Below are 23,358 nucleotides of genomic sequence, written 5' to 3'. Positions count from 1 at the left end.
TAAAGGTAGCACTTCAAATTTAAAAATTTCTCCGTTCGTTATGCTTTCAGGTATTATGTTTCCCGTTGATATGCTGCTCAATCTCTTACAAATAATTGGTAAAGTTTTTCCTGTAACTTGGGGCTATTTGAATTTTTATGTGATGATAAATGGGGAATGATGTCTATTTTATCGTTAATATTAACGATTATAGTTACTTTATTGTTATGTACATGGTGACTTGGACGATTACATACAATTGAATAATCCTCTTCCCTATTGGAATTAGCTAGGCTGAGGGAAAGCATAGAATCAAGTATAATGAAAAAATTAAAATACTTTAAGTGAAAAAGAGAATCCCGCAGTAAAAAGCTTTTCTGCGGGATTTTATATTGGTCGGTGAATAATCTAGAATTAATGTAGCAACTATTCTTTTCTTATTCATGTTCATATCATTTTCTTTTATTTTCTGGATCGTATAAATCCTTTAATAGTATCTCTTCCGTACTATTTTTATATTGAATGAGTATTTTGTCTTCGTCTGTCAGTTTCTTTTCTTCACCATTGTCCAGTAATAATGTATTTTCATCTAAAAATGTAAACGTGACATTACTTCCATCTTTTAAAATCCTGGCTGGTTCTGAAAAATCATTCCACTTTTCATAAATAATGATCTCATAGATATACTTCTGTCCCCTATGTTTCATCGATAAAGGATAACGATTGTCATTTTTCGTTTGAAAGGACAATGTAACCGTTGTACCTTGTTGTTGGACGGTTGTTTGTATGCCCTTTTCATCTGCTATCCACATGTGGGCGAAGAGGAAGAAACAACCAATGGATATAATAAGGAAAATGGATAGTAGTGATCCTACAATAATGAAAATCTTTTTCCTATTTTTTGATCGCACCTTTTTAAAATAATCGATATTTTTATCCTCCTTTTTTTGCTCATGGGTACGTTCTACCAACAGGTTTTCCTGCATTTCCTTTACATACTGTTGGCACTCCTCACATTGTTCCATATGTTTTTCTATTTGTTTATTTGTCTCTTCGCTTGTTAAATTTTCTATGTAGCTCGGGATTAAATCTCTAAAAACGCTATGATTCATTATTTTCCCCACCTTTTCTGATTTGTTGTTTTGCACGATAAAATGTTACTCTTGCCCAGTTTTCTGTTCTTCCCAAAATGGAGCCAATCTCTTTAAAAGATAAATCACCTAATAATCTGAGATAAAGTATTTCACGGTTTATCTCACTCAGTTGTTGAGCTTTTTTATAAAAATTAATTTTGTCTTCATTTCTAAAATATTCATCTTCTAAATTATAAAATATAGGAGTTTCATCACTTAGTGAGTTCACTAACTGGTGCTTGTTTTTTTCGCGATTCATTTCTTGTAACCACACGTTTTTCGCGATTGAACATAACCACGTTGAAAATTTTGCTTTTCCGTTATTATGAAAGTTTTCAATGGACTTAATGGCTTGATAGAACGTCTCTTGCGTTAATTCTTCAGCAGATTGACCATCATTTGTAAGGGTTAATAAATACCTAAAAATAAAATCCCCATATTCTTGATATATATTTTCTTTATCCACGATTTACCTCCTTTCTAATGAGAATTTTGCTATTCTGAATCAAGTCTTTTGAAAGCCAATCATCTATATATCCAAAAATTTGTTGATTCGTTACAACAATTTTTTTATTTTTTTCTTTATTCATTTTTTGTGCCCTAATCATTTTTATTGTGGGGTTTGAAATATCCTTCATTTCTTCTAAAGATTATCACGCCTGTTGATTAACAATTGTGATCTCCTATATTGACACCGAGGATTACTGTCGTCTAGTGACCCCTTTCGTCCTTATTGTTCTATCACATCCTCTCATTTATTGTTTCTAGCCGGCATCATTTTTATCATTATTCACCATTTATAAATCAAGCCTCTTGACGAACGTTTGTTCCGGTATTAGAATAATGAAAAAAGGAGGCAATTTTATGCAAAAAACGAACACCATCGAATTAGTACATTTCTCAGAAGAGTACGTGGATAGTTTAAATGACTTTGACCTTCCAGAAGAACAAAGTCAATTTACTGCCCTTCCAAAAGAGATTTCTATAGAAACGGTTGGACAATATCCGATTGTTATTTTGAGTGATCATGTACCTGTAGGATTTTTTGTCCTGCACGCAACAGAAAGAGTAAAAGAGTATTCTAATAATCCAAAAGCTATGCTGCTTACTGCATTATCTATTGATCATAAACAACAAGGAAATGGGTACGCCAAAAAAGGGATGATAGCATTGTCTGAATTTATGAAGAGGGAATTTAAAGAATATAATGAAGTCGTTTTAGTCGTTAATCAAAAAAATATTCCGGCTCAAAATTTATATTTAAAAGTTGGCTTTGTCGATAATGGGGAAAGAAGAATAGGACGTATTGGCGAGCAAATTGTTATGAACCTAACCATCTAATAGATTTTCAAAAATCACTCGTCATGACATGGGTGATTTTTTTGTTCTCCCCTTTTCTAAAATCTAATGACAACTTGTAATCCCCTTTTTGGTGTCCTGATTAATAGATTGAATTATTCCGTTCTATTGCCAATAGTTGAGTCTTTTCATTTAGTAAACATAATATTTTTATCAATACTACTAGCTCTTATTTTGCAAGACACATATGGTAACTCTCATCAAGTGAAAACATAAAAACAGGAAAAGAAAACGATTTGTCTTTCTTTTCCTGTTTCATTTTAAGTTTTATGGTCTACCTCGATGCAGGTAATGTTGTGTGGCATTCCCTGCATTAAATTGCTCAGTAATATATTGAACAGCGTCTTGTAGAGCTAATTTACTGTTACACGTGAAAACATCTATTGCCGCATAACCGTACTCCGGCCACGTATGAATCGTTAAATGTGATTCTTGAATAATGACTACACCGCTAACCCCATACGGTGAAAAATGATGGAAATGTTCGGTTACAATCGTTGCCTTTGCTTTATGAGCGGCTTGGCACATAATCTTTTTAATTTGTTGCACGTCATTGAGTAATGCGTCATTGCAATCGTGCAACTCTAATAAAATATGATGCCCTAATGCATGCTTGGATTGTGATTTTTGTACTGTTCTCTTCATTTGTGAAAACTTGTTATTTTTGCAATCTGGGCAACCACTGGCTTGAAGTTGAGCAATCGTGCTGTATTGATAGCCAGCTCCGACTGTAAGGGCGTGCTGACAATGGCTACACTGATAAACGACGGATTTTCTCTCTATTTCTCCTGTGTAAATGGGTCGCGTAAATTTACGCTGATTAGGAATATAAGGAGTCATTTGCTCTGTTGTTTGTAATACGAATAATTGGCTTGTAGCACCTAAAATCTGCGCACCTTCATAGGTGTTTAAGTCGTATTGGATACTGCCAATCACGAAGCCCATAGCATATAAGCTTTGCTGTAGTTGCCACTGCTTTTGGTAGCTACGTTTAGCATAGGAAAAAAACACATGTCGCATTGCTTCAGGCTTTAATGCGTTAATCGCACGTGATAAAAAAAGCTGTGCGCCAGTCAAGGTATACGGTGTGTCTGTGTATACGCAATCAAACTGGTGGGCGTATGTTTTAGGCAAAGGCTCCTGAACGTTATAATAATCTGTTTTAATCGGAAGCTCATAGTCCTTAGCTATTTTGCTAATCGTACATAAAATTCGTCTATCAATATCTAACACAACAATTTTAGTGGTAGAGTTTGGAGCAATTTTCTTTAGTAAAAACGCTAATGCAACACTGATGAAATCATCATCACCTAAACACAAAATACGCTTATTGAGTAGCATCGTATAGTCAAGTGCGAGCAATGCACGTTTTAAGGCTGTCTCAACTGTACATTTTGCTTGATCGATTGCCACGTCAGCAGAAGGTCTAGCTTCATAAATAGTGCTTAATTCGCTAATATTTTGTGTGATCCATTCTGTACGAAATGCATCATCTGTCGTTAACTGAAGATACAGTTTAGCATCCGCACCTGAGAGTTGAAAATATTGTGAGATAGCGAGCTGGCCCTTTTTTGTTAAGCTATGTTTACCCCAACCTTGCTTGGCAAATTCTTTCTTCATTGCTGAAACGATAGGTATTGGTAAGTCTGTCGTATGAGCTAAAGATTTAGTTGTACAATTTTCGTGGAAATATAAAGCAAGTAGAGCTTTTTCTAATGTATGATAGTGTTCTTCAAGCTGCATATCAGCTGTAATTTGTTGTAATTGTTTTTGCATTGTAGATTCGTCCTCTCAATTTTAATAAGAAAAAAATTAAAATTGTCTAAATCAACGAATAGAAAAAGCGCGACTAAAACTAGTCGCGCTAAACGTTTATACGAAGCTAACTAATTCTAATCTTGCTTTTTTGCACAACAAATAACACCCTTAAATAGGTGGTTTGTTCGACAAAATAAGCTATAACGTTGATTCAGATTAGAATTCTACAATTAACAAAAAGTTCACCCTTTTTTAAAATAGTCTTTTTACTATATAATAGATATGAAAATTTCGCAAGTTTTAGTAAATCATCTCTTTTATAGTGTAATATTCCCTTAAAATGTTGTATTATGGTATGGTTTACAGTATCTAGCCAATCTAAATGAGGGTTTCATTAAGTGTATTAGTATGGGGGGAACAATAAAAGTTAGAAAGGGGTTAATAAGATGAGAGATATTAGAGTTTATCATGTGGATGCATTTACAACAGAAAAATTTGGAGGTAATATAGCTGGCGTCGTGCTAGATGCTGAAAAATTATCCGAAAATGAGATGCAAAGTATCGCAAAAGAACTAAATTTATCAGAGTCTGTATTTTTACTACCTTCAAATAATGAAGATTAAAACAACCAACCTAATATTCACCAGTAAATCTTTTTAAACCATTGCGTATATTTTTCGTAGGTTAGATTGATCCTGAGACCCCCTGCTATATCTTTATTTGTCATTTTGTCTGTTAGGAATTGGATCAATTCATTTTTTGTTAGATACATAAAAGAGGCTGGACATAAGTATTTTTATAAAGCAAAATTAAAAAATATCCACAAAAGAAAAGCGCTAGAAATCAACGTCAAAAATTGATTTCTTGTGCTTTTTAAGGTTCTGACCAGTTTTGTCCCAGCCTCTTAGTGAGTAAAAAATATAAAAAGGAAATTTATTGCTTTTCACTTGATTGCGTTAACAAAATGTTAGCATCTATTCACACATTCCTCCTATGGTGAGTTTATGTGGCAACACATGGGTGCTGGTGGGTTTAATTATATAGTCTCGGTTTCTATTTCATTGGAATCTAGCCTATTTTTAATACTAAACTATGCATGATTATTCTGAAATTAAACCGTAAGCAGAAACTTTCTTAATTTTTAAGGATACGAACATTGAGACAATGTAGGCTAAAATAAGAATGCCTACACATAGCATTAGAATAATCGGTAAATGAACGATAAAGTCTAAACGTTTCACCCCTGCACTTGAAAGTAATACAGAAAGCATAGGGTTCGTATAAAAATATCCTAGTACACCTCCAATGGCCACTCCAGTAATAATCACGGGCACAAAGCTGATGGAAATTTGATGCATCAATTGAATTGTTGAGTAGCCTATTGCTTTCATTACGCCAAACTCTTTCTTACGCTTAATAATCATCGTTTTGATGATCAGATACAGAATCATTACAACAACTAGAACGGTAATTGTCAGAACCATTATCATAACTGCAAACACTGCAGCTGTATACATACCTGTTTGGCTCTCTACATTTTTATCTATGTCTATCGTTTCTACTATATAATCTCCGTACTGTTCGTGAACGTTTTCAATAAAGTTTTGGTTTGATATACCATCTAGATATACATAAAGGGTCGTGCCTTTATAATCTGACTGTAATCGCTGAATTCCATCCATCGTTAATGAGGCTATTTGCCCTAAATTGCCGATTGATTGGCTAAGGCCAGTTACTAGAAAACTAGCTGTTTTAGTCCCATATTCTACTTCAACCGTATCGCCAATTCCTTTATTAATTTGATTTGATACAACCCAGGAGATGGATATTTCATTATCATATTTTGGCTGACGGCCTTCGTAGACAATATTATTTTCTAACTGATTATAATTATCCGTAACATTCGTATTTACAGTTTGATTATCAATTTTTGTTGTAATAAAATCAAAAATATTTACCTTACTTACATGGTCCATTTGTTTAATGTGACTCAAAAGTTCTGTTGTATCTGCATCTTGCCTAACAGATATCATCACATTTGCCGGTTCTACGCCAAATAAGTTAACAAATGCGGTTTTGTCTGAAGCAATGTTGTAAAAAAGTACCACTGAAAAAACTGATGCGAATGTTAATGCAACAATAATTAAAAGTATCATGATGTTTTGTTTTACATTTGACAGCATCGATTTAATTGCAAGTAAAAAATGAAGCCCCCCTCCCGTATTCTCCAATAGAAAATAATTTTTTCTAAAACTATGCGTTTGAATACCTCCCCGAAGTGCCATGATAGGTTGAATTTTTCGAACACGGAAGGCGGAAATTAATGTAACAATTACAACACAAAAAGCAATAATGAATATATTGGCTAAATTAATAATCATATTGAATCTCTGATACCATATTAATCCAGATAGAGATGAAATAATGTTTCCTATGATAGGCATAAGACAATATGACAATGCAACCCCTACAACACTTGCACTAAAAGCAATTAAAACAAACTGTAAAATATTTGACGATAGGATTTGTCTACCTGTATAACCAATTGCTTTAAGTACTCCTATATTCGTCATCCCGTCTTCAATGCTATTTGATACACGATACTTAATGACAATTAGTGAAACAAGCACGATAATGGCTGCAAAAGCTACTAAAATCATAGCTATGATGTTAATGGTCAACGTGCTCACACTTTTCACCATCTCAATATCTAACGTCCCAATAGATGAAGTCGGCTCACCTACTGTTGATTGAGGAAACTCCTTAATAAAATCATTTACTAACTTTGTAGATTGTGTTTTGTCTTCCATCACTGCAGATATGATCAATCCTTTGTCTAGTTCATCAGCTAACGTTTGATAAGCAATTGCTGGTAGCATGAATTTCATGAATCCAATGTTGGTCGTACCCATCATTGTTGTTTCAAAAAATCCAGCAATTCGATACTTATAGTCCTTGTTTTGATATGTGATGGTAAAATCTTCACCTAACTCATAACCACCATTTGTTTTAAAAGTGTAAGGAATAAAAATATCATTTGCACTTGAAGTGTTTAGTTTTTCAACCAACTTCAACGCCCCGATATTACGATGATCATCCGCATTAAAAATAGCGGTACGACTAGCTAATTCATTATCACCAAAATTAAATTTGGCAATGTCCATATTGATAATTTCTTCTGTTTCTGACTCTGTCACCCCTGGATATTTCGTTATAAATTCTCCATAGCTTGAATTATAACTTGCATAATCCATCATAATTATTGCGTGAGGATCTTTTAATTGTTCCGCTTTACTATCAAAAAATGTATTGATTTGAGTAATGACCATTAGACCTATATTCAGAAGTAGCGCAGCAACTAAAATAAATGTAAATAAGGAAGCTGTTGCAGATTTACTTCTTCTAATATTAGCGAGGGCTAAATTCATGATTTTCACCTTACCACCCCATTTCTGCAAGGAAAGCCCCGAGCTTTTCATGACGCTCGAAATTCTCTTCCTCACTGAACGCGCCTAACTGCAAGTCACCGCAAATTACGCCATCTCGCAAATATAAAATTCGGTTTCCACGCAATGCTGTTTTCATATCATGAGTGACCATGACTATGCTTTGCCCATTTCGATTTACATTTGTTAAAACATCTAACACACTATCACTAGATGCAGAGTTTAATGCACCAGTTGGTTCATCGGCAAAAAGTATTCTCGGATTGTTAATTAATGCTCGAACAATCCCAACTCGTTGAGCCTCACCACCAGAAAGCTGTGTCGGAAATTTAGACCATGCGTTTTCATTGATCCCTACTTGTATTAATAGTTCTTTCGCTTTTTTTACGAGTTCACGCTTATTCTTATTTACTAAAAGACCACTTGCCAGTACATTATCGAGTACGCTCATATTATCCAGTAAATAAATTTGTTGGAATACAAAACCACAATTATTCCTTCTAAATATTGCCAGTTGGTCGTTGTTTAATTTAGCTAAGTTTTTACCAGCAAAATCGATTTCGCCTAATGTCGGTTTATCCATTCCACTCATTGCGTAAAGTAGAGTGGACTTCCCAGACCCTGAACTACCCATTATGATTGTAAAATCCCCTTCTATTAAACTGATATCTAGATTTTTTAATACATGCTGTTGAATTCCACCGCTCGAAAAGGTTTTACACAGCTTCTCCGTTTTGATAATCGTCTTTGTCATGTTTTTAGCACTCTCCCTTTATTAAGCTCATGTTTGAATTTGCAAATCAAAGAAAAAAGACCGTAATGAAGATTACAGTCTTATCATACAAAATGAATTCTTATTAAATCTTTGTGCAATTATTAACTAATCCTTAATTATCATGCAAGCTTGATTTTCAATACTACGGTAAAGCCATCTTGCCCATTGTAACAGCTAATCTGGCCATACATATTTCCCATGAAATACTTCGATATATAGAGACCAAGTCCTGAACCATTCTTGCCTCCGATATTTGTTCCTCGATAATATTTATTGAACAGTAGAGGCAATTCTTCTTCGCTAATTCCTGACCCTAAGTCCATGATGTGGAGTTCAAGATAACCCTGTTTGATTTGTGACTTAATAGTGACCTTAGTTCCTGCATATTTATATGAATTACTGATAATATTGTCTATTACCTGCTGCATACGTACAGAATCCGTTAAAATAATACATCGTGGAATTGAATCATAGACGATCTGATTGTCATAATTTACATTTTCAATCATATCAACAAGTACCTCGCTCGATTCTTCGGTTACCGTTATCTGTAACTGTTGCAGTTCTTCTAAAGTGGCATGAAACATATCTGTAACAAGTAAGTCAATTTGCTCTGCTTTCGAATAGATTGTATTCACTTGCTTAATGACCTTTTCATCCTTTGCCTGCAGAAGCATCAATTCACTAACTGCCTTTATTGAAGCAACAGGCGTCTTAATATCATGACTTAATGTGGCCACAAGCTCTTTCTTACTACGGTTGGATTCATACTCTCTTTGACGAGCAGCATAGAGTTCTTCACGTAATAAATCAAAACTTTCCGTGAATGCACCAAAATAATTGTCTTTATCCATATTTAAAGGAATATCTAAATTACCTCTAGCAACATTCGCCGCGAAATGTTGAAGCTGCATAAAAGGTTTTAGTAACGTTCTATAAATATAGACATTGTAAATAATACTAACAATCATTACTAAACCAACTATTAAACTGAAAGATGTAACCAGTTCCTTTTTCATTTTTTGCACTATTTCATGATCGTTATTGCGGATAATAATTTTCCCTACGACCTCATCATTTTGCTTCACATCAATAATCGAATCCCTATTTTTGATGGCGTCATATATATTAATAAACTGAATACCCGGTGTTTGATAAATTACATTTTCTAAATTATCTATAATCATAAGTGGTTGTTGAAAGCCGCTGTTATCAAATGTTTCATTATTAATTTGTCCCCAATTTTTTTCGACCGTTTTAACTAATTCATTAATGGCTACTATATTCATTTCTGAAATATTTTTATTGTTAATCATAATTATTGGGAAAGTAATTCCTGCAACAAAAATAACCAGAAGCAGGACACTAAGCAATTTTATTCTCATTGCTTAGTGTCCTCTAACACATATCCTGTTCCCCATATCGTTTTTATAAATTGCGGGTCCTTTGGATTTTCTTCAATTTTCTCACGTAAATGCCGAATATGTACATTTAGTGTCCCATCCCCTACAAAAGAATCTCCCCATACATTTTGAAACAATTCATCTTTAGTAATGATACGGTTTTTATTATTCACCAAATAATACAGAAGCTTATATTCCATCGTTTTTAGACGAATATCAATACCCTTTACTCGAACACGATGAAGTTTTGTATCAATTTGGATTTGACCAAACTCTAAAACCTCTTGTTGGTTAGAACCACTGCCATATCTTTTGAGTACTGCTTTTACTTTTGCTAATAATATGCTTAGTGTATATGGTTTTTGAATGTAATCGTCCCCACCTATGTTAAGTGCGATTAGAACGTCGTCATCGCTGGAACGAGCGCTTATAAATAGAATCGGAATCTGCGTAGTTTTACGCAATTTTTTACATAAATCAAACCCCGATTCACTACCGAGATTGATGTCTAGAAGAAGCAATGATGGTTCATGTTCTTCCAAAAATAACTCGCACTCTTCTGCACTTGCCACAAAAGCCGTTTTTACTTCGAACATATTAAAATATTCACAAGTTGTTTCAGCTAAAGCGATCTCATCATCAACAATTAAACAATCTAATTTCATCGTAATTCTCCTAGAAAAAGACTTTCGGTATGCATAGCATAAGAACCCTGGTTAAAAACGCTGAATTCATAATCTGTTTGCTGTGGCAATTTTTCATTTAGCTTTTTAATTATGATATCTCTCTTGTCTTTTAAAATCTCATTTTCTTCTTTAAGTTTGATATTCTCGTGAAATTTATCGAATTGCGTTCTACAATCAGCCATACACATTTCCTCCTAAAGTCCGCTAAATTTTCACAATATGTCATCCTATTATAAGGGGATTTAACAAAAATTGCATACTAAAATCAGGATTTATGTTTTAACACACATGCAAATAAACTCTTGAAGAAGATACTAGTTGATCTTGGAATCGAGCCAATTACCATACATGGATTAAGACACACCCATGCATGTGTGTTGCTGTACAAAAAGATATCCATTTACTATGTATGTGAACGATTAGGCCATAAAGATATTGAAACAACTCATAACATTATGCACACGTTACACAGGAATTACATGCAGAAGAATCTAAGTCGACAACGGCTATATTCGCTATCTTGCTCTCTTCTTAGAATTATACATCATTTTTATGCATATCTGAATTTCAGGTATGCGTTTTTTATTTTTAATACAGATAAATAATTGATGCTCATAAAGGCTTTGAGAACAATTTGTACAAAAAATTATATTTCTTACTGCTAAAGAAAGCTGTATTATCAAGGCCTTTTATTGTGTAAAATGAATTCAATTCTTATCGTTTTCTATCGTTTTCTCAAAAAACGGAGAAAGCCCATAAACCTTGATATATAAAGGTTTATGGGCTTTCAAGTATTTCTTATCTTGACTAAAAAACTTCTAACGATAGCGGTGGTCGGGGTCGAACCGACACTCCAAAGGAACACGATTTTGAGTCATAGTGGATTCTATTAGTGCCATTTCTATTAAATCCGTCAATATAGAAACCCTCTTGTTCGTAAAGCACCAGTTAATACAATACTTAAACTTCCGCTTCTCCGATAATAGCTTTTATCCGTGCTTGTTCTTCAGTCATATCTAAGTATTCAAAAAATCCAAGAAGCGCGAGAAATCAACGATGCTAAAAATTCTAATCTTTGCACAACAAATAACACCTATAGGTGGTTTGTTCGACAAAATTAAGCTATAACGTTAATTCCGATTAGAATTCTACAATTAACAAAAAGTTCACCCTTTAATAAATTGCATTATTTAGTATTCTTACTATATAATAAACTCGAAAATTCAAAAAAATCTAGTAAATCACTGTATGGAGGGAACAATAAAAGTTAGAAAGGAGTTATTATGATGAGAGTTATTAGAGTTTATCATGTAGATGCATTTACAACAGAAAAATTTGGAGGTAATACTGCTGGCGTCGTGCTAGATGCTGAAAAATTATCCGAAGATGAGATGCAAAGTATCGCAAAAGAATTAAATTTGCCGGAAAGCGTATTTTTACTACCTTCCAATAATGAAGATATAGATTATAAAGTAAAATATTTCACTCCCACTGAAGAAATCAACTTTTGCGGACATGCAACTGTTGGGTTAACATGGCTTTTGGCGACTGAGTTTGGTCTTGCTGAGAAAAAGGAAGGTATAGTGCTAGAAACGAATATCGGTAGAGTACCGGTTGTATGGCATAAGGAAAACGGAAAAGTTAGCGATGTGGAAATGACGCAAGTAACGCCAAAAACACAAGATATCGATATTGATGTGGAAGAGCTTAGTCGACTAATCGGCGTCAATTCCAAAAGCATTGATTTAACCTATCCAATCAAACTAGCGAATACTGGTGTCTGGCATTTACTCGTTCCAATAAAAGATCAAATCGATATCGACAATGCAGTGCCAGACTTAGCAGCGTTAGCAAAACATAATAAAGAACATAATATCAGTACGACACATCTTTATACTTTTACTAATTTGCAAGAATATGAACTATATACAAGAGATTTTGCGCCAGGGATTGGCATACCAGAGGATCCTGTAACTGGTGCAGCAAATGGTGCATTAGCGGGCTTCTTCTATTTAGAAGGCGTTATTCCTCAAGGTGACATAACACATCTTAAAATCGCTCAAGGAGATGCAATAGGAAGACCTGGAACGCTTTATGTGACTGTTATTCCGAATGAATTAAAACCAGTCATCAAAGTTGCAGGAGCTGCTACCATCACAATTCGAGGTATTTCAACTATCTAAACATAGCAGCTTAAATTTGAGACTTTTTTATAGGTATGATTTTCAAAAATCACTCTTTATGACATGGGTGATTTTTTTCTGTTCTCCCTTTTACTGATGGTGCCTACACATATAATTGTCAGTGCAGATAGACTGTTTTGACAATCGGCTATTTAAAGAAAAAATGCCAACGTCATATGTAAGGATTACATACTCTTTTGGATGTTCTAATTGAATTATTCCACTTCATATCAAATCTTCAAGTTCCTTCTAATAGTTTACATAATATTTTTATTCAATAAATAAAATGTTCCCCTATTTGGTAAGTTCTCATGGTAGCGTTGAAGAAGAAAAGAGACGCTTATTGTAGTAATAGGTAAGCCTTTGACGTTATCTCCGGCTTTCCCCCGTTTCAAAAGATGAAACAACAAACCAGATGACATCTCCTTTGTCAAAAGTACTATTAATTGCATTAATAACATTTTCGCAAATACTTCTTTACCATCTACATACATAATTAAGGTTATATGTTTAATATTTAAAGAATCACTCATTTCAAGTGAAATGCCACCCCCGTTATGGATAAGATAGATTATTAGTTTATATGAGCTAATCTCATTAAAAATAGAATTCTGGGTAATTTATGTAATTCCAACTCTCCCCCTCCTCAATTCTCCGCACCTGTCTATTTACCTTTATAACTCTCATCATAAAATATCTTAATTGCAATTCATTTTTACAAATACAACAGGAGAGGTGGTAAAAACTTAAATGAATCTAATAAATGAGATTAACCAAAAAATACAACAAATTATTAAAAATCTGAAGCAAGACCAATATATTGACGGTTCGTGGAGATATTGTTTTGAAAATGGCCCAACGACCGATGCAAATATGATTATCATGTTAAGAGTATTAGATTATGATGATGAGAATCTTATAAAGAAACTTGTTGCACGTCTGCTTCAGCAACAGCAAAATAACGGTGCTTGGAAGCTTTATGATGATGAAAAAGGAAATTTATCTGCAACAATTGAAGCATATACAGCTCTTTTATTTTCTGGACATTTGAATAAAGATGATCCGTCGATGAAATTAAGTGAACAATTTATTGTGGAGAATGGAGGACTTGAAAAAAGTCATATTTCTACTAAGTGTTTACTAGCTATTACCAACTTATACCCTTGGCCAAGACTATTTCCTATCCCACTTAGCATCATGAATATACCAAAGTTTCTAACATTTAATTTTTTTCATTTTAGCTCATACGTACAAGCACACTTTCTTCCTATCTTAATATTAGGACACGATAAATTTGTAGTTACTAATAAATGGACGCCTGATTTACAGCATTTATTTTTATCTCAAAAGAAATATAATTCACTTAAAAAGAAAAAAAGATGGTTTAGTTTATTTAAAAAGATATTGCCTACTTATAAAGAATCTACGAGGCTAAAAGCTGAACAACATATATTGAATTGCATTGAAAAGGATGGGACATTATATAGTTACGCAAGTTCTACATTTCTTATGATTTATGCACTACTTTCTCTAGGTTATAAAAAATCTTCTCCTATTATTCAAAATGCTATTGGAGGTATTAGATCTTTTTTATACGAAAAAGGAGATGTTTTTCATATTCAAAACTCTCCTTCGACTGTTTGGGACACTGCGCTAATTTCTTATTCCTTACAAGAATCGGGTCTTACCATTAAGGATCCAGCTATCCAATTAGCTTCGAACTTCTTAATGGAATTACAACACAAACACTCTAATAAAGGATGGGGTTTTTCAGAAAGCAACTCCATTAATCCTGATGTTGATGATACACAAGCGGCATTAAGGGCACTATCTAATTTCACATGTAGTCATTCTGAATTTCGTATGGCCTGGAATTCGGGAGTTGATTGGTTATTAAACATGCAAAACAATGACGGAGGCTGGGGAGCATTTAAAAAAAATAGTCCTTCATACATTAAATGGCTTTTCCCCATACAGAGTTTTGAAGACACTGCTATAGATCCTTCTGCTGCTGACCTCACCGGCAGGACATTGGAATTTCTAGGGAATCATTTAAATTTGACTATGCAGCATCCTCGTGTATTGAACAGTGTAAAATGGCTAATAAAGAATCAAACTAATGATGGTTCATGGTACGGACGTTGGGGGATATCTTACATTTATGGTACATGGGCTGCTGTCACGGGCTTAAAGGCAGTTGGAATTCCATCTGATCATCCAACTATTCAGAAAGCAACAGATTGGTTGTTAAATAGAAGACAATCTGACGGAGGCTGGGGTGAATCATGCCAGAGTGATTTTCATAGAGAATATATTCCTTTACCCTATTCTACATTAGTACAAACTTGTTGGGCAGTTGATGCATTAATTTCTATCTCTGAGTTTCCTACAAAAGAAATCACAGAAGGAATTATAAGAATTTTAGAATGGCAAAATACAGAAACTAGTCGGATTACTTATCCTACAGGTGCAGGTTTACCAGGACACTTTTATATACACTATCACAGCTATCAATACGTATGGCCTTTGGTTACATTGAGCCATTACCTAAAAAAATACAATTAGTTCATTATTGGAGTTTTAAAAAAAAAAATAGTTAATCTATCTACCCCCCTCCTTTTTCATCTCATATACTATATTGTTCCTATCTTTTCTGTAATTTACTTTTATTTGAAAGGAGGTTTTTGTCAATGGGCAATATTGATCCTAATTTAATGCGTGTTTTCCGACAAAGAATTAGAAACCCTCATTGTTTCGGTCGTGTATGTGGAGCTCTTAGATCATGCAACTATCATCAGTTAAGAAGTCCCGCAGGTGCATATGGTCTTGTTGATCGTCTATCTGACTGCTGTGGAGTACCTATAACAAGAGATCAGAGAGATAATGCAGCACACTGGCTTATGAATTGTGGAGTTGATCCTCTAAACTCAGCTCACCGAAGAAGGATGTGGGGTATTGTTAGGGGAGGTTTGTGGTAAACCGAAACACTTTTTAGCAGGGCAACTAACCATGGTTAGTTGCCTTCTTTTAAAATAAGTTGCGAGACACACTCTACATGTGCGGAGTGTATGTGGCAACATATGGGTGCTGGTGGGTTAAATTAAATTAAAAAATGACTCTGCTCTACTTTAGCGAAATACCAACTTACTGTATTTTCTACTTTCACTTACAAAAAGAGCATCAATCCCTTTTTGATCAGCGACTCTATTAAGTTGAAGAATTATTTCATTATGTATCTAAGTTTGATTACCTCAAGTCTTTCTTTTTTCTTCTTTTCTTCTTTTTGATTCTTTTACATAATTAATATAGTTCCCTGTTCCTTCTATTGCTGAAACTGCAATGATGGCCCATTCTAGTGGATTAACATCTCTTAGCGTTTCCTTTCCATAGAGTAATGTAATGCTAGCAATAAACCCATAGAGAATTGCTTTAGAAAAATACTCCCAAATAGGAGAATAATTTTCTATATTAATTTTGTCGTATATTTTTTCTATTAAGATTACCATTCCTATAATTAAAACTACGGTTATAATCATTTCCGTCTTCATAGTCCGCCTCCATAAAAAATTTTAACACATGCTTCATTATATAATTTCTTCGAAAATATCTTCAATCCTTTGTGTAACAAAAAAATCTACTACTGGGAATCCGTTCTTTTATCATTTCTTTATTATTAAACTAACTCCAACCACTTCTACGACTTTAGTTGCCATTATTAATCTCTTGGTTATAGGGAACAGGTCAACCGTTTTTTATTGTTTTAACAGGTATGCGGAAACATATCTACTACAATTTTTCAAAGCCGGAATCTTAGTACCTTTAACATTCACACCTTACCGCTTTCAGTCAGTGAATCCTTTCCTTTCGCAATCTTTACTTCACTCCTAATTAATTATTTTCATACGACCAACTTTACATCTTAAATACTAGCTCTCTAAATATTTTCTAAAAAAAACAAAATCCCTTTTATTAGGATTTGGTCTTCCAAATTTTTATTATACTAACTCCAACCAAGCAACAGCCTCGCAATGTACGGTGTGTATGAAACATGAGATGTTTATGGGTATATCTACTTCTCAAATGCCTATGTATGCATGATTATAACATTAGATAACGCGAAAATTCTTATAGAATTTTCGCGTTATCTATCCACTCGTTACAATTATATAATCTAACCACAGAACACCTTCATTGTTATGATGGATAGTGGTTTTAACTTTTTATTATGATATAAATTTAGCTATCACCAAAGTTGCGGCACAATAAATATCTACCGTGGTAGCTCTCTTGCTTCCATTCCGTATGAAGTTTTTAAATTAATCCGTTAAATTTAAACTCGTGGTTAGTGTTGTGGAGGTGAAAATGTTACTTTATCCATACATTTTGTTTCATCACATATACTTCATTCATTAATTGTAAGTTATGCGGATAAATAATCATCTTTCTCTCACACTAATGGTGGAGGTGAGATGATCATGGGTAGTAATAAACATAAAAATAATAAAACTCAAGACAACAAAAAACAGCAGAATCAAAATCAAAATGCTAACAGAGAGCGTAAAAATGAAAACAGAGAAGAGTTCGGTGAGGAAGTAGATTTCAGTAGTATTCAAAATGAAAATAAACGTTAATTGTGATAAACTAACTCCCAATATTCACCTTAGAAGAAGGTGTGTATTGGGGCTTTTCTTATTGTGTAAACATCACCTAGATCCATCTCTTTCGATTTCTTAAAGTACAAAAAAACCGGAAATAATTCCGGGCTGATTACCACTTACTTTTTTCCTTCATGACACACTGTCTCGCTTTCGCATTCGATCTTAAGAATAACCTAAGACAACAGTGCTTTAGCTTACAGTTGATGGTTATTCAGAGTAAACGATCAATCGTACTCATCGGGTTAACCCCTATCCATTACTTTTTCTTTCACAACAAACATTTTCACTAATATTTTTTCTTGAACTTTTCTGCTTGGTTAGTAAAAAAACGTCTTCACTTATGATAAGAATTTAGCTACTACCAAAGCTGCGGCACAATAAATATCTACTGGTATCCATAAGAGCCAACCTATCATCCAGTTTAATTTTATATATACATTAGATGGTATTATTTTCAATGTTATTTTTGTATTTCCTACGAGTTCATTATTTTTCCGTACCCCCTTCTGAAATATTCTCAACCTTCAGTTCTGCTTGAGTTAAATTAGGATTATGAAAATCAACCTCTAAAAATGCGTATTGAGGATTTGAAATCGACAATTTCACACTCCTTCGTTTCATCCTAATTCCTTAATAAATCAATTAAAAGCTTAAATTGCATGTGGCTATTATATTCACAAGGTAGTAACAATATGCACTATTAATTTACAAAGTTTTGCAATGAGACCAATCAATTGTCGATTATTGACGTAAAATTTCAAAAAAATGGAGCGTCTACCCCATATCGCATGGTAATTTTCATTTATCTTGATCTCCTTTCCTATCCTGCATACGAAAAGCACTTCATAGCATTTTCAATAAAATTACCTATTTGTTTCATATTTCCACATTAACATCAATACCTTTTTATTTGAAATGAAACTCTTTGGTGCTCAATTTCTCTCGAATGCTCTCCCATTTCAGTTAGGTTCGAACAGGTAAGTTTAAACTGATTGGGAACATTGCTGTCCCCCACCGTCATTTGCAGCTATACCTCCCAAAAAAGAGGTAGTAAAATGGGCTGTAATAAGTCATTTACAACCTCATAATAAAAGCAGATGGCTATGTAGAGGTCCATTACAGAACTTCTAAGCCATCTGCTTTTATAGGCAAGCACTTTTTTATCATTAAAAAGAATGGAGAGAAGTTAGTTCCTCTTCATAAGTCTTCAATCCTACACTTCTCCTTTTTTACGAGCCGCCATTTCATCTTTCATTTCTTCTTTTAATCCTTCAATTGACTTTTGACGTCGCTTATTTTTTTCTTTAATCATTTCACTTTGCATAGGGTCTGCAAACTCCAAACTAATTTCCGCTTCATGAAGTTTTTCTTCAGTGTTTTTAACGATATCACGGATTCGTTCAACGTTATTGGATCTATCATCTGGTTTTGAGTGTCTTGAATTAGCCATGGTAACCTCCTGAAATTTGACATAAATTTAGGTTGGCTAATTTAGTTGTTCCTATGTGTACTAATTTTTACTAAGAAGAATGTACGGTGCTGATCACTCAAATACATAAGATTCCTTACATGCAAATTTGATATTCTACACACATTTATTCAAACGGCTATGAATGAGCTCCTCTACCTGTGCTTTTAGAGCTTGATTGGCATAACGTAGCACTTCATCTTCGCCTGCTGTTTTGATGATTACATCGCTGAAATATTCATCAATTTTGACCCACTTTACAACGGCAATATTTTTCTTAGCTAGAACTCGCCTTTTATTGTAGAAATCATGTCTTATATCTTTTAATAAATCTTCTACAATATGGATGTAGATTTTGGACATTTTTAACTTTTCGAGCGATGAATAGTCTTGTTGTAATGACCTGATGGCCATATCTAATTTTATAAACTCATACAAAACACTACGATCCTCACCATTAATCATCAACGTCCACCATCTTTGCGTCTTGGATTGTATCAAATGCAATACGTTTGATGGCTACATCCGTCTCAAGTAACAATTCCTTTTTAATTGTATCAGTTCCTGTAACTAGCCCTGTCTCGTCATGCAAATTATTGTTGCTCCACAGCGTTAACGTAATCAGTTTTTGCATTTTAAAAGCGCGTTGTATAGTCTGTTCTATTTCCTCTAACTCCCACTCGGTTAATTCTCGCTTTTTATCGTAAAATTGCTCTTGCTTCCATACTTTAATGAGGCCAAGATGCTCAGGAAGCATCATCGCCGTCCACTTCATTGATCCACGGTCACGTATCATCTAAACACTCCTCGAATTCTTAATCGTTCTTCTATCTCGTCTTATCTCATTCCCCCCTTACGCTAAGTGCCCGCCTACTAAGCGATTACGTGTAATAGCTGTGCCAGCCTTTGTATAAGAAGCCGCCCTTAATAAGGCTACAGCGCCATATTTTCTTCGAATAGCATCCATAACGTGGCCAATTACTTGTCGTTGCTCCTTGCGCTCATCAAATAAATCCAATTGGATACTGCACGCTGGTTCTAGGTTCGTTATTCTAACTGACAATTGACGCGCTGGCTCGCCTGCAAAGTGCTCATCCAGTAATTCTAGACAAGTTTTATACATCACTAGCGTTTCACTTGTTGGCACTGCAATCGTTCTAGAGCGTTGGAAACCTTTTGTCATAGCACTACGACTATAAGACAAACCTAATGTAATTGTCCGACCGACATAACCTGCTTCGCGCGTTCGCCTCATCACGTCCTCACACATTTCTAGTAACGCCACGGATATTTCTTTTCTTGTATGGTAGTCACGCATTAACATCTGGCCTTTCCCAAAGCTTAGAGCTGAGTTTTTAACTAGAGGCTCTCCAAGCGTGGAAAGATCAATGCCATGCGCATGGTGGTACAGTTGATTACCCATGATGCCGAATTTTTTTTCTAATTCATTTAAATCAGCTTTTGCTAATCCACCGACTGTTACTATCCCCATTGCATTTAACTTGGCTTCCATCTGTTTTCCGATACCCCACATCTCAGATAAAGGACGCACAGGCCAAAGTTTCGTTGGCACATCTTCGTAAGTCCACTTTGCAAAACCTGACTTTTTAGCTTCAAGGTCTAAAGCAAGTTTTGCCATCAACATGTTCGGCCCCATCCCAATAGCACTTGGAATACGAAATTGATCATATATCGCTTTTTGAATTTCCTTTGCTGTATCCTCAGGAGGTCCCCAAAGCCTTTCTGTTCCAGTTAGGTCCACCCAACTTTCATCGACACTATAAACATGTATGCACTCTGATGGCACATACTTTGAAATAAGGCGAGTGATAGCCATAGACATTTCAATGAAGAAACTCATCTTCGGTTCAAAAAGTTTTATGTCTGGATGCTTTGGTATTTCAAAACGACGATTTCCTGTTTTTATCTTAAATCGCTCCTTCATAGGTGGCGATGCAGCTAAGACAACGCTACCAGGTTGAGTGAAATTAGCTATGATGGCGATTGGGGTTGTCATGACATCTAAACCTTCAAGCATTGCCATGCAACTAGCGTAAAAGCTTTTCATATCAATACATATAATGGAACGTTCAGGCAGATTTTCATCCATTAAATGATCCCTCGCTCTTTATAGACATGGAACAATAATTAAAAGTACGCTATTGACTATCTTAATTATTTTGACACACGTGATGACTCCAGACTTTGTACTGTACATCCTATTTACTAACTGATTGTGTTGCATCCCTTTTATTAACTGATCTTTCATTGTTTTTAATCTCCCCACGCAAAACAGAACGTTTGTTTGTATATATTATACGCACAAACGTTCTGTTTTAGAAGTGGTAATTTTTAGATCAGTCTTTTTAATTGATCTGAAGCTGATTTAAAGTCCTGTAATTCCCCAATATCGTGGAAGTTTCTCAATGGATTCCTACAGCTCTAATTCTTTCTAATACAAATGGTATTGTAAATTTTTAGGACTTACATGTTGAATTAACTGCATAATTGATTAGCCTTATAACAGATTCACCAAAGATTTTGTTTGGTTAGGACTTACAACAATACAGAATTTGCAGATGTTTTTCTATTTTTATCCTTGCATTATGATGTCAGCTACTATTTAACGCGAGAAGATTTAATGAAGAAGGAAATAATTAAACCAACCATAGCTATAATTAGAGTGAATATAAAGGAGTCCTGTACTCCCGCTGTTAATGAAGCTCTAATTGAAGAAGGGTCAGATAGATCAGTCATATTGTTCATATATCTTTTCTGAGAAGCGGACATAATCGTAATCGCAACTGCAGTGCCAATTGCTCCCGACATTTGCTGTAATGTATTCATTAAAGCAGTACCATCTGGGTAAAGATTTTTAGGTAATTGGTTTAGTCCATTTGTCTGAGCAGGCATCAAAACCATCGATACACCTAAAAATAGAATGGAGTGCATCACAATCACCATACTAACCGGCGTTTCAATGGTAACGTTTGACATGATCCATAACATGATAAACATGATTGCAAATCCAGGTATAACAAGTCCTCTTGGTCCGAATTTGTCAAAGATACGACCTGTGATTGGGGACATTAATCCATTCAGCACACCACCTGGCAACAAAACAAGCCCCGCGGTAAATGCAGTCAATGCTAGTCCTGTTTGCAAATATAATGGCAACAAAATCATCGTGGACATTATTACCGTGAAGCAAATAAATACGGCCAATAAACCTAGAGTAAACATTGGATATTTTAATACACGTAAATCAAGCATAGGTTTATCCATTTTTAATTGTCGCAAAGAAAACAAGGTAAGTGCAGCAAGACCTATAATAATCATCGTGATCACAATCGTACTTCCCCAGCCATTCTCACCCGCGCTGCTAAAGCCATAGACAATTCCTCCAAAACCAATCGAAGATAGAAGAATAGATAATATATCAATTTTGGGTTTAGTTATGGTTGATACATTCTGCATATACACTATACCCGATACCAACGCAAGAATCAGAAAAGGCAAACAAACCCAGAAAATCCAATGCCAAGTCAGTTTTTCAAGAATTAATCCTGAGATTGAGGGTCCAACTGCGGGTGCAAACATAATGACTAACCCTATTAGTCCCATTGTTGCACCTCTCTTATTGACGGGAAAAATCAATAAGATCGAATTAAACATCAGAGGTAGCAATAATCCCGTACCTATAGCTTGAATCACTCGAGAAAACATTAATACTTCGAAGCTTGGTGCAAGAGCTGCGACTAGTGTCCCAATAATTGAAAAAATCAATGACACAATAAATATTTGACGTGTACTAAACCATTGAAGTAAGAGACCCGAGACAGGAACTAATATCCCTAAGGTCAATAAATAACCTGTTGTCAGCCATTGAACCGTGGAAGAACTAATAGAAAATACTTGTATTAAATCCCCGAGAGCCATGTTTAAAGCCGTTTCACTGAACAATCCAATGAAACCAGCAATTAAGAAAGAAATTAATATTGGAGTAGTTTTAATCACTTTTGTTTGTTGTGTTTCTACTGTTAATGACATAAATAATCCACCTAAAATTTTATTTTGTTATAAGCTTGTCGTTAGTCTTAGCAGATTAATTTTAATGGCAATTTCTTCTGCACTTCTTTTTTTGTACAACGAGTTGCTTCCTTCTCTCTTACTCTACTTTCTTTTTTAAACAGCAGATACACGAAATAAGGAACATCGATAATGTAGATCACAAATGCCTACAGGCAGTTCAGCTGGAGCAAAGATCATCTTTCCGATATTACATATTTATAATGAATACCGACTAGTCTTCTAGCCACTATGAGGGGCAATTAAGCCAATAAATCCAACACTTCCTGCTAAAAATAAACATGCGCTAACTAACCCGACGCAGCATAAAAGAAAAAACATTCTTTCCCGGTCTTTCTTTAAGCCTATTCCTATGGCTAATACCTCATCCAAATTTAATAGGTTAAGTCTGTGCGATTTCCATCAAATGATTGGCGTTAAA

At 34.6% G+C, this 23,358-nt stretch carries 21 protein-coding genes and 2 pseudogenes; 6 read left to right on the top strand and 17 right to left on the bottom strand.

The window, feature by feature from the left end; all coding sequences use genetic code 11:
- Positions 1 to 431: 431 nt before the first annotated feature.
- Genes ABH966_RS19065 through ABH966_RS19055 form a run of 3 tightly spaced genes read right to left on the bottom strand, consistent with a single transcriptional unit; the run spans position 432 to position 1,702 of the window.
- The gene (locus tag ABH966_RS19065) at positions 432 to 1,091 is read right to left on the bottom strand and encodes a zf-HC2 domain-containing protein (RefSeq protein WP_370081122.1); all 660 of its coding nucleotides are present in this window, start codon (positions 1,089 to 1,091) and stop codon (positions 432 to 434) included.
- Entirely contained in the window at positions 1,081 to 1,578 is a 498-nt protein-coding gene (locus ABH966_RS19060; protein ID WP_370081120.1) for an RNA polymerase sigma factor, read from the bottom strand. The genes ABH966_RS19065 and ABH966_RS19060 overlap by 11 nt, the downstream gene beginning before the upstream one ends.
- Positions 1,571 to 1,702, bottom strand: coding sequence for a hypothetical protein (locus tag ABH966_RS19055; protein ID WP_255350012.1), 132 nt, complete (start codon positions 1,700 to 1,702; stop codon positions 1,571 to 1,573). Before ABH966_RS19055 ends, ABH966_RS19060 begins: the two co-directional genes overlap by 8 nt.
- Before the next feature lie 274 nt (positions 1,703 to 1,976).
- On the opposite strand from ABH966_RS19055, the gene ABH966_RS19050 reads away from it, so the two are divergent.
- Positions 1,977 to 2,453: a GNAT family N-acetyltransferase gene (locus ABH966_RS19050; RefSeq protein ID WP_370081118.1), complete on the top strand. Its 477-nt coding sequence runs from the start codon at positions 1,977 to 1,979 to the stop codon at positions 2,451 to 2,453.
- A gap of 285 nt (positions 2,454 to 2,738) precedes the next feature.
- Here the strand turns inward: ABH966_RS19050 and speD are convergent, their stop codons facing one another.
- Complete coding sequence (gene speD, locus ABH966_RS19045) at positions 2,739 to 4,247, bottom strand: adenosylmethionine decarboxylase (protein ID WP_370081116.1); 1,509 nt, start codon at positions 4,245 to 4,247, stop codon at positions 2,739 to 2,741.
- Positions 4,248 to 4,675: 428 nt separating this feature from the next.
- Between speD and ABH966_RS19040 the strand changes: the two are divergent.
- Positions 4,676 to 4,846, top strand: a pseudogene (locus ABH966_RS19040) (PhzF family phenazine biosynthesis protein); the annotation flags it as partial.
- Between the two features lie 483 nt (positions 4,847 to 5,329).
- Here ABH966_RS19040 and ABH966_RS19035 read toward each other — a convergent pair.
- The 5 genes from ABH966_RS19035 to ABH966_RS19015 form a co-directional block, all read right to left on the bottom strand.
- Positions 5,330 to 7,657, bottom strand: coding sequence for an ABC transporter permease (locus ABH966_RS19035; protein ID WP_370081209.1), 2,328 nt, complete (start codon positions 7,655 to 7,657; stop codon positions 5,330 to 5,332).
- 10 nt (positions 7,658 to 7,667) lie between these two features.
- Entirely contained in the window at positions 7,668 to 8,429 is a 762-nt protein-coding gene (locus ABH966_RS19030) for an ABC transporter ATP-binding protein (RefSeq protein ID WP_370081114.1), read from the bottom strand.
- A 140-nt stretch (positions 8,430 to 8,569) separates the two neighbouring features.
- The gene (locus ABH966_RS19025; protein WP_370081112.1) at positions 8,570 to 9,835 is read right to left on the bottom strand and encodes a sensor histidine kinase; all 1,266 of its coding nucleotides are present in this window, start codon (positions 9,833 to 9,835) and stop codon (positions 8,570 to 8,572) included.
- A complete protein-coding gene (locus ABH966_RS19020) occupies positions 9,832 to 10,518 on the bottom strand; it encodes a response regulator transcription factor (protein WP_370081110.1) in 687 nt (228 codons plus the stop codon). Before ABH966_RS19020 ends, ABH966_RS19025 begins: the two co-directional genes overlap by 4 nt.
- Positions 10,515 to 10,721 carry a hypothetical protein gene (locus ABH966_RS19015; protein WP_370081108.1) on the bottom strand — a complete coding sequence of 69 codons (207 nt, stop codon included), beginning with the start codon at positions 10,719 to 10,721 and terminating at the stop codon, positions 10,515 to 10,517. Before ABH966_RS19015 ends, ABH966_RS19020 begins: the two co-directional genes overlap by 4 nt.
- A gap of 99 nt (positions 10,722 to 10,820) precedes the next feature.
- On the opposite strand from ABH966_RS19015, the pseudogene ABH966_RS19010 reads away from it, so the two are divergent.
- Positions 10,821 to 11,074 (top strand): annotated as a pseudogene (locus ABH966_RS19010) (tyrosine-type recombinase/integrase); the annotation flags it as partial.
- 751 nt (positions 11,075 to 11,825) lie between these two features.
- The gene (locus ABH966_RS19005) at positions 11,826 to 12,722 is read left to right on the top strand and encodes a PhzF family phenazine biosynthesis protein (RefSeq protein WP_370081104.1); all 897 of its coding nucleotides are present in this window, start codon (positions 11,826 to 11,828) and stop codon (positions 12,720 to 12,722) included.
- A gap of 257 nt (positions 12,723 to 12,979) precedes the next feature.
- Here the strand turns inward: ABH966_RS19005 and ABH966_RS19000 are convergent, their stop codons facing one another.
- Positions 12,980 to 13,255 carry a hypothetical protein gene (locus tag ABH966_RS19000; protein WP_370081102.1) on the bottom strand — a complete coding sequence of 92 codons (276 nt, stop codon included), beginning with the start codon at positions 13,253 to 13,255 and terminating at the stop codon, positions 12,980 to 12,982.
- A gap of 217 nt (positions 13,256 to 13,472) precedes the next feature.
- Here ABH966_RS19000 and ABH966_RS18995 point away from each other — a divergent pair, with 217 nt between their 5' ends.
- Positions 13,473 to 15,287, top strand: a complete 1,815-nt coding sequence (locus ABH966_RS18995; protein ID WP_370081100.1) for a terpene cyclase/mutase family protein — start codon at positions 13,473 to 13,475, stop codon at positions 15,285 to 15,287.
- Positions 15,288 to 15,973: 686 nt separating this feature from the next.
- On the opposite strand, the gene ABH966_RS18990 is transcribed toward ABH966_RS18995, so the two are convergent.
- Entirely contained in the window at positions 15,974 to 16,270 is a 297-nt protein-coding gene (locus ABH966_RS18990) for a hypothetical protein (protein WP_370081098.1), read from the bottom strand.
- A gap of 927 nt (positions 16,271 to 17,197) precedes the next feature.
- Here ABH966_RS18990 and ABH966_RS18985 point away from each other — a divergent pair.
- Positions 17,198 to 17,353, top strand: a complete 156-nt coding sequence (locus ABH966_RS18985) for a hypothetical protein (RefSeq protein ID WP_370081096.1) — start codon at positions 17,198 to 17,200, stop codon at positions 17,351 to 17,353.
- 1,240 nt (positions 17,354 to 18,593) lie between these two features.
- On the opposite strand, the gene tlp is transcribed toward ABH966_RS18985, so the two are convergent.
- The 6 genes from tlp to ABH966_RS18955 all read right to left on the bottom strand — a co-directional run bounded on the left by tlp (position 18,594) and on the right by ABH966_RS18955 (position 23,309).
- Positions 18,594 to 18,830 (bottom strand): small acid-soluble spore protein Tlp, encoded by a 237-nt coding sequence (gene tlp / locus ABH966_RS18980; protein ID WP_053595505.1) that lies wholly within the window; start codon positions 18,828 to 18,830, stop codon positions 18,594 to 18,596.
- A 135-nt stretch (positions 18,831 to 18,965) separates the two neighbouring features.
- Positions 18,966 to 19,313, bottom strand: a complete 348-nt coding sequence (locus tag ABH966_RS18975) for a YhjD family protein (RefSeq protein WP_370081094.1) — start codon at positions 19,311 to 19,313, stop codon at positions 18,966 to 18,968.
- Positions 19,306 to 19,644 (bottom strand): YolD-like family protein, encoded by a 339-nt coding sequence (locus tag ABH966_RS18970; protein ID WP_370081092.1) that lies wholly within the window; start codon positions 19,642 to 19,644, stop codon positions 19,306 to 19,308. The genes ABH966_RS18975 and ABH966_RS18970 overlap by 8 nt, the downstream gene beginning before the upstream one ends.
- A gap of 57 nt (positions 19,645 to 19,701) precedes the next feature.
- Positions 19,702 to 20,958: a Y-family DNA polymerase gene (locus tag ABH966_RS18965; RefSeq protein WP_370081090.1), complete on the bottom strand. Its 1,257-nt coding sequence runs from the start codon at positions 20,956 to 20,958 to the stop codon at positions 19,702 to 19,704.
- A gap of 509 nt (positions 20,959 to 21,467) precedes the next feature.
- Positions 21,468 to 22,898 carry a DHA2 family efflux MFS transporter permease subunit gene (locus ABH966_RS18960; protein ID WP_370081088.1) on the bottom strand — a complete coding sequence of 477 codons (1,431 nt, stop codon included), beginning with the start codon at positions 22,896 to 22,898 and terminating at the stop codon, positions 21,468 to 21,470.
- Positions 22,899 to 23,159: 261 nt separating this feature from the next.
- Positions 23,160 to 23,309, bottom strand: coding sequence for an iron chelate uptake ABC transporter family permease subunit (locus ABH966_RS18955; protein WP_370081086.1), 150 nt, complete (start codon positions 23,307 to 23,309; stop codon positions 23,160 to 23,162).
- Positions 23,310 to 23,358: the final 49 nt, after the last annotated feature.

The sequence above is a fragment of the Lysinibacillus sp. RC46 genome (assembly GCF_041262385.1).
In the GTDB taxonomy this organism is placed as follows: domain Bacteria; phylum Bacillota; class Bacilli; order Bacillales_A; family Planococcaceae; genus Lysinibacillus.
The sequence above is the reverse complement of the archived record's forward strand: the minus strand, read 5'-3'. Positions and strand labels throughout refer to the sequence as shown.